Here is a 14517-nt window from a genome sequence, read left to right on the forward strand (position 1 = left end):
TAAGATACAAAATCATGAAAAACAATAAGATCCTTAAGATTTTACTTCCTATAGCAATAATCCTAATAATATTTGCAATTATTGGCAAGAAACAGGGTTGGTTCGGAAAGGCATTAACAGTAAAGGTAGCTGTGGAAAATGCTGAAGCAAGGGTTATTATCGAAACTATAACAGCCAACGGGAAGATTCAGCCCGAAAAAGAAGTTAAAATCAGTCCTGATGTTTCAGGTGAGATTGTTGAACTGACAATTAAAGAGGGCGATCAGGTTCAGAAGGGGCAGCTGCTTCTCAGAATAAAACCCGACACTTATATCTCACAGAGAGACAGGTCTCTTGCAGCAATTAGTTCATCACGTGCACGTCTTGCACAGTCAGAAGCTCAGTTTACCCAGGCAGAACTTTCCTTTAACAGGAGTAAACAGCTATATGAAGAACAGACTATTTCAAAATCTGAATTTGAACAGGCTCAGGCTTCTTATGCAGTTGCGAAAGCCGAGGTAGAAGCAGCAAAATTTTCTGTTGTGAGTTCAGAAGCTTCACTTAAAGAGGCAAATGAAATGCTTACTAAGACATCAATATTTGCTCCTATGTCCGGTACTGTCTCAATGCTTCTTGTTGAACTGGGAGAAAGAGTTGCCGGAACCAACCTCATGGCGGGTACAGAGCTTCTTAGAGTTGCCGACTTATCGAGGATGGAGGCCCAGGTACAGGTTAATGAGAACGATATTGTCAGAGTTAGTCTTGGTGATACCGCACTCATTGAGGTTGATGCGTATCTTGACCAGAAATTTAAAGGTATTGTAACCGAAATCGCCAACTCTGCAAAAACAACAGGTGTCTCCGCCGATCAGGTTACTAACTTCGATGTCAAGATTCTTGTCATCCCGGAATCATATAAAAAACTTGTTGATGCGGGTGAAGCAAATCCGTTCAGACCGGGGATGTCGGCTACAGTTGATATCCAGACAGAATCAAAAAGGACATTATTACTGTTCCCATCCAATCAGTTACAACCCGTACCGATACAACGAAAGTATCAACAGGTACTGCAACTTACGATGACATCCGGACAATTGTATTCACAACCGACGGTACATATGCTTTTGCAAAAGATGTGAAGACCGGAATTCAGGATAACACCTATATTGAGATTTTATCAGGAGTAAGTGCAGGCGAAAAAGTAATATCTGCCCCATTCAGTGCAATCAGTAAGAAATTATCTGACAGTACTCTTATTGAAATAGTAAAGAAAGAAGATCTTTTCAAGGTAAAATAGATTTTCCGTATTCCTGTTAAACATGATTATATGTCTTGAGACAGCAACAAATCTTTGTTCCGTAGCGTTGTGTAACAATGCCGGTGTTATCTCTTTGAGAGAAAGCAATGATTTGAAGTCGCATGCATCTATGCTCACTGTCTTTATCAATGAAATACTCAATGAAGCAGGAATAAAAGCCCGGCAACTTGATGCTGTAGCTGTAAGTAAGGGACCCGGTTCTTATACCGGACTCAGAATAGGAGTCTCTGTAGCAAAAGGAATTGCATACGCAGCATCAATACCGCTGATCGGTATCGACACAATGGTATCGATGTTTCATGGTGCTGGCAGAAAAAGTTCACTTTATTGCCCGATGCTTGATGCAAGAAGAATGGAGGTCTATTATGCAGTTTATAACAGTAAAGGCGAAACAATAAGGGGTATTTCAGCTAAAATTATTACTGAAGATACATTTAGTGATATCCCTTCATCAGAAGAGATTCTTATTTTCGGAGACGGAGCAGCAAAATGCAAAGGGGTTATAAAACGGCCGAATATAAAATTTGATGACAGTTTCAGGATTTCTGCTTCGCATATGTATATACCTGCTGTTCAGGCTTTGAAAGATCGTCACTTTGAAGATGTTGCATATTTTGAGCCATTTTATCTTAAAGATTTCATAACTTCCACTCCCAGGAAGAATGTCCTTGGGAATTAATTGGCACAATTACTGCTTGTATTCAGACAAGAGCATGAATAAGATTTTAAATATCGCCATTCTGGGACTCTTTCTTTCAACCGGAAGTAAGGGACAAACGATTTCTTATAAAACCGGGGAGCTGATTAATTATAGCATTCATTATGGAGTTATTACAGGGGGTCTGGCTTCCCTTGAACTAATTAGTGAAATAAATAACGGGAAAGAGGTATGGCATTCAAAACTGATTGCTAAAACCACCGGGGTGGCTGATGCAGTTTATAGAGTGCTTGATGTCTACGAAAGCTACATCGATCCGGCTACTGAACTTCCTGTTAAGTCGATAAGGAATATACGTGAGGGACGATACAGGAAATACAATGTTGTTCTTTTCGATCATAAAACACGTGCTGATTCTGCCATTCTGACCAGTGATCTTACAGGCAATCACGTCGTTCAGAAAGGAATTCATGACATCCTCTCCTGCTTTTACTATTTCCGGAACCACATTCTTCCGGTTGGCTCAAATCTTAAAGAAGGAGAATTAATCACCATTATGACCTGGTTCACGGATGAACTATACCCGATCAGACTCAGGTATATTGGAACGGAAGAAGTAAAAACAAAGGTAGGTAAGATCAAATGTTTGAAATTTAATCCGGTAACCGAAACAGGAAGGTTATTCAAAACAGAGGAGGACGTCTCTTTCTGGTTTTCAGCAGATAAAAATTTTTTACCGGTTAAAGTACGATTTGATATCTTTGTGGGGGCATTTACTGTTGAAATGATAAGTTATCAGGGACTTATGTACCCGCTTGAGACAATAAAAAAATAATTACTAACTTTATTATAGAATAACTCAAATTTTATGGCAAGTACTGCAGATTTCAGAAATGGTTTAGTCATTGAATTCAACAATGACCTTTGTACAATTGTCCAGTTTCAGCATGTGAAACCAGGAAAAGGACCTGCTTTTGTCAGGACAAAACTTAAGAGCCTGAAAACGGGGAGAGTTTTGGAGAATACTTTTTCTTCCGGCACCAAAGTAAACCTCGCAAGAGTGGAAAGACGTCCATACCAATATCTCTATAAAGATGATATGGGCTATTACTTCATGCATCTTGAAACTTTCGAACAGGTTCATGTACACGAGGATCTTATAGACAATCATCAGTTCCTCCTTGAAGGCATGGGTGTTGAAATAGTTGTACATGCTGATACAGAGACAATTCTTAACGTTGACATTCCTCAGTTTGTGGTAATGGAAGTTGTTTATTCCGAGCCTGGACTAAGAGGCGATACCGCTACCAACACTCTTAAACAGGCAAAAGTACAGAACGGCGAAACTATCATGGTCCCGCTGTTTGTTAATACCGGCGATAAGATAAAAATAGATACTACCGACAAGACTTATGTTGAAAGGGTAAAAGCTTAATAATTAGTATGGAAGATAAAAAGATTCCAACGGACAGGCTTAAGATCTCTAAATTCAAATTAGACTCATTGCTCGATATCACATTATCGATCAATGCGAATTTGCCTACCGAGGACCTTTTATCCAAATACGAATCTATTCTGCGTAATAACCTTGGGATTGGAAAGATCCTTATCTATAAACGATCTGAAACCTGGGGCTGTCTGCTAAATGGCGGGTTCCCGAAACACTATGAGACTATTGATGTCGAATCGAAGTTACTTGGTATAACAGAGATTGAATATGTAACTCCGGCACTTGGCTTTGATGCGGTAGATATAATTGTCCCTGTTTATAATAATAATGTCCACCTCGCTTTCGTATTTATCGGCGACATTGAGGAAGAGGGTGAGGGAATGAGTCCGGTTCTTAAGCATCTTAACTTTATTCAGACAATCTCAAGCATAATAATCGTTGCAATTGAGAATATCAGACTGTTTAAAGAGAGTCTCCTTCAGGAAGCATTTAAGAAGGAGCTCGAGCTTGCTGCAAGGATGCAGCAGATGCTTATACCTGATGACGATCAGATGCCAAAAAATCCAAAGGTAATCGTAAATGGCTTCTATTATCCTCATTATGAAGTTGGCGGCGACTATTACGATTGTATTAAACTCTCCGAGACGAAGACCGGATTTTGTATTGCCGATGTTTCCGGGAAGGGAATATCTGCTGCCATCCTGATGTCAAATTTCCAGGCGAGCTTAAGAGCCCTTTTTACACATGACATAAACCTTGAAGTCCTAATTACAAAGTTAAATTCGATAGTTGCAGTGAATGCTGCCGGAGAGAAGTTTATAACCTTTTTTGTTGCCAGATACGATCATAAGACCGGAGTTCTTGAATATATAAATGCAGCTCATAACCCTCCGGTTCTTTATGATACTGTTACAGGAAATGTACTTCACCTGAAAGCGTCGTGTGTAGGCCTTGGAATGCTCGATGAAATACCTGTTGTACATAAATCTGAGCTGGTCATTGACAATTACTCAAAGATTGTATGTTACACCGACGGGCTATCGGAATTAAAAGGAGACGATGGCAAAGATATCGGAACAGGGGTAATTATCAGACATATATCGAATTTGAATCCTGTTGCAGGCAACGTAAGGGAAATGATCAGAGAGCTTGGATTACCACACAATAATCCATCCACCTTTGATGATGTTTCGATAATTGTTGCAGACCTGATAAGGTAATTTTCTAACGAACCCTTATGAGATAGTAATTTTTCTTGCCCTTCTGAACCAGAAGGTATTTTCCGTTAAGCAGTAACTCTTTACCAACTGTCATTTCAGGATTCTCAATTTTTAATTTATTGATACTGAGACCCCCTCCTGAACAAGTCTCCTTAACTCACCTTTAGAAGGAAAAACCTGGGTGTGTTCTGCGCAAAGATCGGCTATTGTTACACCGCTAACAATAATATCCATCTTAACATCAAACACCGGAACCCCTTCAAAAACTGAAAGGAAAGTGCTCTCACTCATTCGTGTAAGAGATTCTGTAGTTCCCTTTCCAAACAAGATCTGAGATGCCTCAACAGCACCTTCATAGTCGCTCCTTGAGTGTACCATAACTGTTACCTCTTCTGCAAGCCGCTTCTGAAGTAGTCTTTCATGGGGAGCTTTATTGTGCTCATTTATAATACATTCTATCTCTTCCTGTCCCAGGATAGTAAAGATCTTAATATATTTCGATGCATCCTCATCAGATACATTAAGCCAGAACTGGTAAAACTGGTATGGCGTTGTTTTCTCAGGGTCGAGCCAAACATTACCCGACTCTGTTTTCCCGAATTTTGAACCGTCAGCTTTTGTTATGAGCGGACATGTCAGCGCATAAGCCTCACCACCAGCCTTTCGTCTGATAAGCTCGGTTCCGGTAACGATGTTTCCCCACTGGTCGGAACCACCCATCTGAAGCCTGCAGTTGTTATTATTGTACAGATGGAGAAAGTCTGTACCCTGAACCAGCTGATAGGAAAACTCTGTAAATGACATCCCGTCTTTGGATTCAGATCCGATTCTTTTTTTAACAGAATCTTTCGACATCATGTAATTCACTGTGATATGCTTGCCGATATCCCTTATAAATCCAAGGAACGAATAATCCTTCATCCAGTCATAATTATTGACCATTACCGCCCTGTTCTCCTTCTCTGACTGGAAATCGAGAAACTTTGAAAGCTGCTTTTTAATACCTTCCTGGTTCTTTCTGAGCGACGCCTCATCAAGAAGATTCCTTTCCTCAGATTTTCCGGAAGGATCACCAATCATTCCGGTTGCTCCTCCAACAAGTGCAATCGGGGTATGTCCCGCTCTCTGGAAATGAACCAGCAGCATTACCTGCACCATGTGACCAATATGTAATGAGTCGGCGGTCGGATCGAATCCAATATATCCGCTTGTTTTTCTTTTTTAACAGCTCTTCAGTACCGGGCATGATATCGTGTATCATGCCTCTCCATTTCAGTTCGTCAATAAAATTCATATAAGTTAAATTTCAGAGATGCAAATATAGCAAAGCGGGTCAGATAGTAACAGGTTCAGGTTTCTTTTTAAACCTGTCGAAGCTCTGTCCGAATCCTCCCTCTCCTATAATAGGAAAAATAACAGGAGCAATATCGGATATAGGATTGAAAAATATCGATTGTTCAATTGTTTCCTTTGGAAGAAAAGATCTTTTATCATTAATGACATTCAGCACTACAAAAAACACACTCATAATAAGAACCGATTTCAGCAGTCCGAATACAATACCTAAAATCCGGTTGACAAATCCCAGGGAAACGGCATTGACAATTTTATCAGCAACGATGCCGATAAAATGAATAATCACAACTATTATGGCGAAGGTAATAATGAAAGCAATAACCCCCACATACTGACCGGTCATATCAAAATAATCGTAAAGTTTAGCAGCAGTAAAGCTTGAGAACTTAATAGCACCCCAGATACCAAGAATCAGTGCTGCCAGTGAAGCTACCTCCTTAACCAGTCCGTTAATAAATCCCATTACCATAGATAGTATGAGGATAACGACTATTGTAATATCAATCCAGTTCATATCTTAATTATTTGAAAGAATCAAAGATAATTTATTTTCAATTAGAATTTTAGAGGACAATGAATCCCATAAAGTAAATGGCGGGTTTCTGATCCAAATTATTGACACTGTATGTTTTATTTGACTTGCGTCAGACTCTTTCATAACTTTAACTAATAAAATCATTTAGAAGGTATTTAAAAGTCTTTACCATGAAAACAAAACTCTTCCTCTCCTTACTTTTGTCTTTAAACTTTTATCTTTTGTCTTCCCAGGTTCCCAGGGAATAAACTACCAGGCCCTTGCAGGTGATCCATCCGGTAATCCAATCAGGAATACTGAGCTTCAGGTAAAAATCAGTATTCTTTCAGACACAATTCTCCCTGTAACTGTATGGGAAGAACTGCATCCCCTGGTCAGAACAAATGCACATGGGATCTTTTCTCTTGTCGTGGGAAAAGGAACCCGGCTGCCTGCCTCTACTGTATCCAAGTTCGGTGACATCAGCTGGAAAACCTCCCAACTGTATATCAAAACCCAGGTATACTATCAAAGTGCATGGAAGACAATGGGATCAGCTAAACTGTGGAGTGTGCCATATTCACTGGTAGCAGACAATCTTAGCGGTGCAGTCGGAAAGCTATCTGTTGCAGGAACGACTGAAGCAATGGATGAAGCACTTTTTGAGGTGAAGAACAAGAATGGACAAACAGTTTTTGCAGTTTATAATGAAGGAGTCAGGGTATATGTTGATGATGGAGCAAAAAGTCCTAAAGGAGGTTTTGCCATTGGCGGATTTGATGTTGAAAAAGGGACCCTGGTAAACTACTTTATTATTAGTCCCGACAGTGCCAGGATTTACATTAACAATGCCTCATCATCAAAGGTACCAAAAGGTGGTTTTGCAATTGGTGGATTTGATAATGAAAAGGGGACAGCCACACGTGATCTTTTAACGGTAAGCGATGATAGCATAAGAATGTATATCGACAACAACACAAAAACACCAAAGGGAGGATTTGCAATTGGTGGTTTTGATAATGAAAAGGAATAAACAGACATTTCCTTGATGTATCTACTGATGCAACAGGAATAGTAAATCCTTCTCAAAACAGGATACTCTGGTACCCGATTAAGAATGCTTTTCTGGCAGGTAAAGTACTGATTGAAAAACCTGATAGTGTTGGAGAAAACTCGATGGCAATAGGTTACGAATCTAAAGCAAAGGGACAGTTTTCTCAGGCAATGGGCTACCAGGCAATAGCGAGGGGTAAATATTCAACATCAATCGGGTTTCAGTCTGCTGCAAATAATGATAACTCATTCGCATTCGGACAATGGGCAATTGCTAAAAGTGCTGAGAGCTATGCCTTTGGCAGGGGAGCTATTGCAGAGGGTTTCAGAAGTTTTGCCTTTGGAAGTGCAGGGGTTGATTCCTTAGGCAAGAGGACCGGAGTTGCATATGCAAAAGGAGATTATGCATTTTCTATAGGACAGGGTTCACAAGCCCTGAATGGTGGTGCATTTGCTATTGGAATTGGTGATACAGCAAGGGGATGGGGATCAACTGCTATAGGATATAAGACTCTTGCAAATGGAAGTGTTTCAACATCAATCGGATCTGAGACAAAGGCAATTGGTAATTCCTCAACAGCAATGGGATATAGAACAATAGCAAGTGAATGGGCTTCTATGGCAACAGGAGACAGGACAGTTGCTTCAGGTGGAAGTTCATTTGCCGGAGGGAACTTAAGCAGGGCCATTGGTCATGCCGATTTTTCTTTCGGATATAACAACGTTGCCAGCGGTGGACAATCAGTCGCTTTGGGTTTCAACACCCGTGCAACAAACTGGTTTTCAACCGCTACAGGCAGTCAAACTCATGCAGGTGGCAATGCTTCATTTGCGGGAGGTCAGGATTGTGAAGCAACTGGAGATGCCTCCTTCTCGTTTGGATGGAATGGACTCTCCAGTGGTGGCGGTTCAGTAACATTTGGTCATAATGCCAAGGCCACAAATTTTGCTTCTTTTGCGACAGGTAGTGAAACTTATTCTTCAGGTGCTTGCTCTCTTGCAGGAGGAAAATTTTCTCAGGCACGCGGAAACAATTCTGTTTCTTTTGGCGACAACACAAAAGCTATTGGTAATCAGAGCTTTGCTATGGGAAATAATAATGAATCCCATGGAAATTCTTCTGTTTCATTTGGGTCATTTACCAAGTCTAAGTCATTTGGATCCATGGTTATTGGACAGTACAATGATACATCGGGTGTGCAACCTGATTATTGGCTTGGAACTGATCCTGCTTTTGTTATTGGAAACGGCACATCAAACACTAACCGTAAAAACGCTTTTACAGTTTTACAGAACAGCAATGTCGGTATAAACATGGTTAATCCACAGCAGAAGCTCGATATAGCTAGTGGAAATGGCAGGGTTGAATCGGGTTACAACTGGCTTACAAGTTCCGATATTCGGTTCAAAAAGAATATCTCAACCCTTGAATCCTCATTGGAAAAGGTAATCAGAATGAGGGGTGTCCGGTACGATATTAGTGCTGATGAAGTTTCTGATGATCTTCCAGGGGAAAATATCGGATTTATTGCCCAGGAACTTGAAACTGTTGTTCCGGAAGTTGTCGTAACCGGATCTGATGGATACAAATCCGTCGCTTATGATAAAATAACTGCCGTGCTGACTGAAGCCATTAAAGAACAGCAGAAACAGATCGAGAACTACAGGAAGGAAAACCTAGATCTAAAATCAGAACTTGATGAGCTGAAAACACTTGTTAATAATCTTCTGGTGAAGCAGAATCTTAAGAGCGACAATTAGTTTCTGATTCAAATGAATAATCCCTTATGTGATTGTACATAAGGGATTATTTTTTGTAGCCCCACCAGGAATCGAACCTGAATCTAAGGTTTAGGAAACCTCCATTCTATCCATTGAACTATGGGGCCGGTATTAGAAGCGCAAAAGTATGTTATTTTTTTATTATTACAAACGATCATGTATTGGGAATCGACAAACGACTCACGGCTCACGACGCAAGGAAGAAAAGAAACAGTCTGTCGTGCGTCGTGCATCGTGTGTCGTGTGTCGTGCGTCGTGCGTCGTGCGTCGTGCGCCCTTACTTCCCTATTCTATAAAGATATTTCTCTGTCCGTAATATCACCTCATTCCTCACAAACGCTGGTGTAGCCCAAATCCCTGAATCCATAAGATTCTGTGCAACAACCTCATACTTCCTGCCTGCTTTGACAGCAATAACATCCCCCTTTGTAGAAAAGAACCATACATTCCCGTTTACATATACCGGCGATGAATTGAAATTGGTCCTTTGCCGTTCCGACCAGATCTCCTCCCCTGTCTTTGCATCAATGCACATCAGCATATTTCTGGTATTAACTGTATAAATCAAGCCATCTTTTATAACTGGTGTCAGCATCTGTGTCTGGGTCTGATTATCTCTCTTTCTCCAGAGAACATTAGTTGCTGTGATGTCACCTTTACCATCAGGGTTAACCGCAAGAAGCTCTGTGAAATTTGAAGACTCTGCATCAACCATAAAACCTGTATAGAAATAAACAATGCCATTTTCCGATATGGGCATCGGAACTGTCGACTCTGCACCCCTGATAACGCGCCAGACTTCCTCTCCGGTAAGTGGATCGTAAGCGAAACAGGCTGCTGAACCATTTGAGATTAAAAGATCGCGACCTTTTACATTAATGATTATCGGTGTAATATATGCCTTTGTTCCAATGTTTGGTAACGGCTTATAGGGCTCTTCCGGACGATCAGTACGCCAAACCTGCTTTCCCGTTGATTTGTCGAGCGCTATAACAAATCTTACATCTGTCCCTTCGTAATGCAAAATAAGCAGATTCTTATAGATTACAGGTGATGATCCCGGACCCTGAACATGCTTGCATTTAAGATCAGTCCGTTTCCAGACAATTGAACCGTCGGTTGTCTTTATGCAGGCTGTTCCCAGACTGCCATAATGAACATACACGAATCCCTTTTCTATACATGGCGAGGGACTAGCATAAGTGTTAATTGAGTGTTTTCCGATAGTTTCATCAGGAACTACAACTCTGATATCATGAAGAATCTTCCCGGTCTGATAATCAGCACAAACAGCGTAAAGTTCCTTTCCGTCGGGGGTTCCGGTAGTCATCCAGATCTGATTATCATATACAACAGGTGAGGAGTATCCTTTTCCGTGGATTTCCGTCTTCCATTTAATTGCTGTTGAATCCCATTTGAGAGGAGCCTCTCTGGAAACAGATATTGCATTCAGATTACTTCCCCTGAAATGAGTCCAGTTCTTATCCTGGGCTGCAGTATTCTGATTTAAAAAAATGAGAAGCGTAATTATCGAAAATAATATGCTACAGGATCTTCTTATCATATTGATATGTATTAGAATCAGGTTTTGTATTATTCAAATGAAATGAAAAATAAGCTAATATCAAAACTGGCAGGATATTTGTTATTTTCTTAACAGTAACCCTAAAATCAATTATTAAACAATATTACCAACCTAAGTCTAAGTAAAACCTGAATGCTATGAAAACAAAATTTTCCGTTCCAATGATCGTCATTGGATTATTATTAATGCTTGCAATTGGTTCTGCATCTTATGGTCAGGACTCAATTACGCAGAAATCGCAGATGCTCGACATTAAACTTCAGTTACTCGATTCCAAGCTTGATCTTCTTGACACAAAAATGAAACTCTGGGAAGCCAAGCCAAAAGAACTTGATATCAGACTTACAGAACTGAATACCAAGGTAAAAGAGCTTGATTTTGATCCTCAGCAAATGACAAAAAAGTTGAATGAAGTTGATTCAATGTTAAGAATAAGTCAGAGTCCGGTTCAGCAGGCTCAAAATCAGCCCGAAGTTGAGAAAGAAGAAGCTGTTGCAAAAGTCCCGGAGTTTTATCCTGTATATAATTCCGCTATAATGCTCGACCCTGTAAGGCTCCTCGAAGGAACATTCTGCCTGTCATATGAAAGAATCCTTAATACACGTTTTTCTGTTAACCTGAGTGCAATGGCTACTTATTCAACCACACAGGGATTATCAAATTACTATTTCTCAAACCAGAGTTTTGCCTATATGGATATGAGTACACGCCAGTACGAGACATATACAGGAGAAGTAATGTCCGGTGGAGGATTTAATGTCCAGTTCCGTAATTATCTTTTAGCCAGTCACCCGGGAAGAAAAACTGCACCCTTAGGCTTATATGCAGCCCCTCAGTTTATGTACAGAAATATGAAGATTACCGGTTATAAGCGGGAAATGGAGGAAACAGAGCCAGGCAAATTTGAGATGGTCGACAGACAGGTAGTTCAGCATCTTAATATTTATGCAGGCGGTGCAGTTATCGGCATGAAGATTCCTCTTTTTAAGGTACTTGCGCTTGATATTTTTGCAGGGGGAAACATAAGGCTCTGTGAATACACCGGTGAAAAAGGATTCACAAAATATAAGGACTGGTTTAATGTCGATTTTTCAGGTGTCTCTCCTGTTGCCGGAATAGCTATAGGAATACTGAAATAAAATCAATTCTTCCGTTTTAACCACTTGTCAGGTACAGGAATAATACAAATATTCAAAGACTTGTTATCTTCCGAAAGCAATGCAGACTGGATCTCAATCCTGGTCCCGTCTGCATTGAATGTCGGATGAGGGTGATCTGATGAAGTCTCCTTAAATCAAGCTTAAAGCATGTTTTCTCAGGTATCCGTCATTGCGAGTCCGACGAAGGAGGACGAAGCAATCCCTGGCCACCTACACGAGTTTCTTATACTTAATCCTTGCAGGGGTTGTATCTGAAACTCTCTTCTTATAGTTTTCTTCATAATCTGAATAGTTCCCTTCGAACCAAACCACCTTTGAATTGCCTTCAAAGGCTATCATATGAGTAGTTACCCTGTCGAGGAACCATCTGTCGTGTGATATAATTACAGCACATCCGGCGAAGTTCTCCAGACCTTCTTCCAATGCTCTGAGAGTATTAACATCTATATCGTTTGTCGGCTCATCGAGCAGAAGAACATTTGCGCCGGATTTAAGGGTAAGTGCAAGGTGAAGCCTGTTTCTCTCTCCTCCTGAAAGGACCCCGCATTTTTCTCCTGATCGGCTCCGGTGAAGTTAAAACGAGCCACATAAGCACGTGCATTCACCGGACGGTTTCCGACCATTACATCCTGCTGTCCTCCTGAAATAACCTCATAAACTGTTTTCGCAGGGTCAATTGCAGAATGTGCCTGGTCGACATATCCAAGTGTAACGGTCTCACCTATTTTGAAGCTTCCCTTGTCAGCCCCTTCCTGTCCCATTATCATTCTGAAGAGAGTTGTTTTACCGGCGCCATTTGGTCCGATAACACCAACTATTCCGTTTGGAGGAAGGCTGAATTCCAAATCTTCAAATAATACTTTATTATCGAAAGCTTTTGTAACAGACTTCGCCTCGATTACCTTGTCGCCTAAGCGTGGTCCGTTAGGAATAAATATTTCAAGTTTATCTTCCTTCTGTTTTACATCCTGATTAAGGAGGTTTTCATAGGCCCCTAACCTGGCTTTCGACTTTGCATGACGTGCTTTCGGGGACATTCTGACCCATTCAAGTTCGCGTTCAAGGATCTTGCGTCTCTTAACATTTCCTTTTTCTTCTGATTCCAGTCTTTTTGCTTTCTGTTCAAGCCATGAAGAATAATTCCCTTTCCAGGGGATTCCTTCGCCGCGGTCGAGCTCGAGTATCCATCCGGCTACATTATCCAGGAAATAACGGTCGTGAGTGATGCAAATCACTGTTCCGTGGTATTGCTTGAGTGTTGTTTCAAGCCACTGAACAGATTCTGCATCGAGGTGGTTTGTAGGCTCATCGAGAAGAAGAACATCGGGCTGCTGCAGTAGTAATCTGCAGAGCGCCACCCTTCTCCGTTCTCCTCCAGAAAGGACATTTACCCTTGCATCGCCTTCCGGACAACGGAGTGCGTCCATAGCCCTTTCCAGCTTATGCTCAATATTCCAGCCATCGTGGTATTCAATCTTTTCCTGAAGTACTGCCTGACGATCCATCAGTTGCTGCATCTTATCAGGATTTTCATATACCTCAGGTTCCCCGAAACTGTTATTTATTTTTCATACTCTTTTATAATCTCCATTATATCCTTCACTCCTTCCTCAACGATTTCCCTTACTGAACGGTTTTCATCAAGCAAAGGATCCTGTGAGAGATGTCCAACAGTGTATCCTGGAAGAAATGTAACCTCTCCCTGATACTCCTTTTCGAGACCGGCAATTATTTTCAGAAGTGTTGATTTCCCTGATCCGTTAAGACCGATGATGCCGATTTTCGCTCCAAGGAAAAATGATAGAGATATATCTTTCAGCACCTGCCTGTGAGGAGGGAAAGGTTTTCCCTACACGGTACATTGAAAAAATGATCTTATTGTCGTCAGCCATAATATTATAGATTAGTCACCGTACAAAAATAAGCAGAGACGCCCGATTTGGGCGTCTCTACCATAATATTTTTTCAAAATTTTATTTCTTCTCAAATAATTTAAGAGTCTCATCCTGCATTAATACCCAGATGGAGTAGACCCCTTTTAAAGTTCCTATCGGGATATTCAGGCATCCTACCACAGCAACTACCATAACCAGGTATCTTGCCCATGGCAGATACGACAGAAGCCCCAATCCGCCAACCAGTCCAAGTGTTGATAAGAACCCTATAAGCAGAGGGACACTTATTGACAGGAATCTGAGTACTATTACTCCTGTCTCGTCATTTTCAACAAACCCGCTGGCAAACCTCAAAGCAAAAAATGCTGCAACAGCACCTATCAGACCGAGGATTCCGAAGCCGATATGAATAGCTCCGACCACGGTTACATGCTTTCTCATTTTTGAATCTTCCATGATGCTAATTTTTTATGCAATTTATAAATATTTTCATTCCTGATACAATGACTATCAATTTTGGAGATTGCTGCATACAAAGAAAAGAGTT

At 40.8% G+C, this 14517-nt stretch carries 10 protein-coding genes, 1 tRNA gene and 3 pseudogenes; 8 read left to right on the forward strand and 6 right to left on the reverse strand.

From position 1 onward, the window contains the following. Positions 1-14: 14 nt before the first annotated feature. From IPJ16_01235 to IPJ16_01255, 5 genes and pseudogenes are all read left to right on the forward strand, one after another. Positions 15-1276, forward strand: a pseudogene (locus tag IPJ16_01235) (efflux RND transporter periplasmic adaptor subunit). A gap of 22 nt (positions 1277-1298) precedes the next feature. Beyond that, on the forward strand, positions 1299-1976 hold the full coding sequence (gene tsaB / locus IPJ16_01240; protein MBK7625821.1) for a tRNA (adenosine(37)-N6)-threonylcarbamoyltransferase complex dimerization subunit type 1 TsaB: 678 nt from the start codon (positions 1299-1301) through the stop codon (positions 1974-1976). 34 nt (positions 1977-2010) lie between these two features. Then, entirely contained in the window at positions 2011-2790 is a 780-nt protein-coding gene (locus IPJ16_01245; protein ID MBK7625822.1) for a DUF3108 domain-containing protein, read from the forward strand. Positions 2791-2823: 33 nt separating this feature from the next. After that, on the forward strand, positions 2824-3390 hold the full coding sequence (efp, locus tag IPJ16_01250) for an elongation factor P (GenBank protein MBK7625823.1): 567 nt from the start codon (positions 2824-2826) through the stop codon (positions 3388-3390). 8 nt (positions 3391-3398) lie between these two features. After that, the gene (locus IPJ16_01255) at positions 3399-4625 is read left to right on the forward strand and encodes a serine/threonine-protein phosphatase (GenBank protein ID MBK7625824.1); all 1227 of its coding nucleotides are present in this window, start codon (positions 3399-3401) and stop codon (positions 4623-4625) included. A 4-nt stretch (positions 4626-4629) separates the two neighbouring features. Here IPJ16_01255 and IPJ16_01260 read toward each other — a convergent pair. Together IPJ16_01260 and IPJ16_01265 are read right to left on the reverse strand one after the other, a co-directional pair. After that, a pseudogene (locus tag IPJ16_01260) lies at positions 4630-5919 on the reverse strand (tyrosine--tRNA ligase). Between the two features lie 39 nt (positions 5920-5958). Then, complete coding sequence (locus IPJ16_01265; GenBank protein MBK7625825.1) at positions 5959-6495, reverse strand: CvpA family protein; 537 nt, start codon at positions 6493-6495, stop codon at positions 5959-5961. A 430-nt stretch (positions 6496-6925) separates the two neighbouring features. On the opposite strand from IPJ16_01265, the gene IPJ16_01270 reads away from it, so the two are divergent. Together IPJ16_01270 and IPJ16_01275 are read left to right on the forward strand one after the other, a co-directional pair. Beyond that, positions 6926-7528, forward strand: a complete 603-nt coding sequence (locus IPJ16_01270; GenBank protein ID MBK7625826.1) for a hypothetical protein — start codon at positions 6926-6928, stop codon at positions 7526-7528. Between the two features lie 143 nt (positions 7529-7671). Further along, on the forward strand, positions 7672-9309 hold the full coding sequence (locus tag IPJ16_01275) for a tail fiber domain-containing protein (GenBank protein MBK7625827.1): 1638 nt from the start codon (positions 7672-7674) through the stop codon (positions 9307-9309). 56 nt (positions 9310-9365) lie between these two features. Here IPJ16_01275 and IPJ16_01280 read toward each other — a convergent pair. Further along, positions 9366-9437 (reverse strand) — tRNA-Arg (locus IPJ16_01280). Positions 9438-9607: 170 nt separating this feature from the next. Continuing rightward, positions 9608-10894, reverse strand: a complete 1287-nt coding sequence (locus IPJ16_01285; GenBank protein ID MBK7625828.1) for a PQQ-binding-like beta-propeller repeat protein — start codon at positions 10892-10894, stop codon at positions 9608-9610. Between the two features lie 158 nt (positions 10895-11052). On the opposite strand from IPJ16_01285, the gene IPJ16_01290 reads away from it, so the two are divergent. Next, entirely contained in the window at positions 11053-12054 is a 1002-nt protein-coding gene (locus tag IPJ16_01290; protein MBK7625829.1) for a hypothetical protein, read from the forward strand. Between the two features lie 231 nt (positions 12055-12285). Here the strand turns inward: IPJ16_01290 and ettA are convergent. Both ettA and IPJ16_01300 read right to left on the reverse strand, forming a co-directional pair. Beyond that, a pseudogene (gene ettA / locus IPJ16_01295) lies at positions 12286-13897 on the reverse strand (energy-dependent translational throttle protein EttA). A gap of 151 nt (positions 13898-14048) precedes the next feature. Next, positions 14049-14426: a hypothetical protein gene (locus IPJ16_01300; protein MBK7625830.1), complete on the reverse strand. Its 378-nt coding sequence runs from the start codon at positions 14424-14426 to the stop codon at positions 14049-14051. Positions 14427-14517: the final 91 nt, after the last annotated feature.

The organism is Bacteroidales bacterium (assembly GCA_016709865.1).
GTDB lineage: Bacteria > Bacteroidota > Bacteroidia > Bacteroidales > VadinHA17 > LD21.

Coding starts and splice junctions, on each gene's coding strand:
- efp (MBK7625823.1), top strand. CDS start 2,824: ATGGCAAGTACTGCAGATTTCAGAAATGGTTTAGTCATTGAATTCAAC.
- IPJ16_01300 (MBK7625830.1), bottom strand. CDS start 14,426: ATGGAAGATTCAAAAATGAGAAAGCATGTAACCGTGGTCGGAGCTATT.
- IPJ16_01275 (MBK7625827.1), top strand. CDS start 7,672: ATGGCAATAGGTTACGAATCTAAAGCAAAGGGACAGTTTTCTCAGGCA.
- IPJ16_01255 (MBK7625824.1), top strand. CDS start 3,399: ATGGAAGATAAAAAGATTCCAACGGACAGGCTTAAGATCTCTAAATTC.
- IPJ16_01265 (MBK7625825.1), bottom strand. CDS start 6,495: ATGAACTGGATTGATATTACAATAGTCGTTATCCTCATACTATCTATG.
- tsaB (MBK7625821.1), top strand. CDS start 1,299: ATGATTATATGTCTTGAGACAGCAACAAATCTTTGTTCCGTAGCGTTG.
- IPJ16_01290 (MBK7625829.1), top strand. CDS start 11,053: ATGAAAACAAAATTTTCCGTTCCAATGATCGTCATTGGATTATTATTA.
- IPJ16_01245 (MBK7625822.1), top strand. CDS start 2,011: ATGAATAAGATTTTAAATATCGCCATTCTGGGACTCTTTCTTTCAACC.
- IPJ16_01285 (MBK7625828.1), bottom strand. CDS start 10,894: ATGATAAGAAGATCCTGTAGCATATTATTTTCGATAATTACGCTTCTC.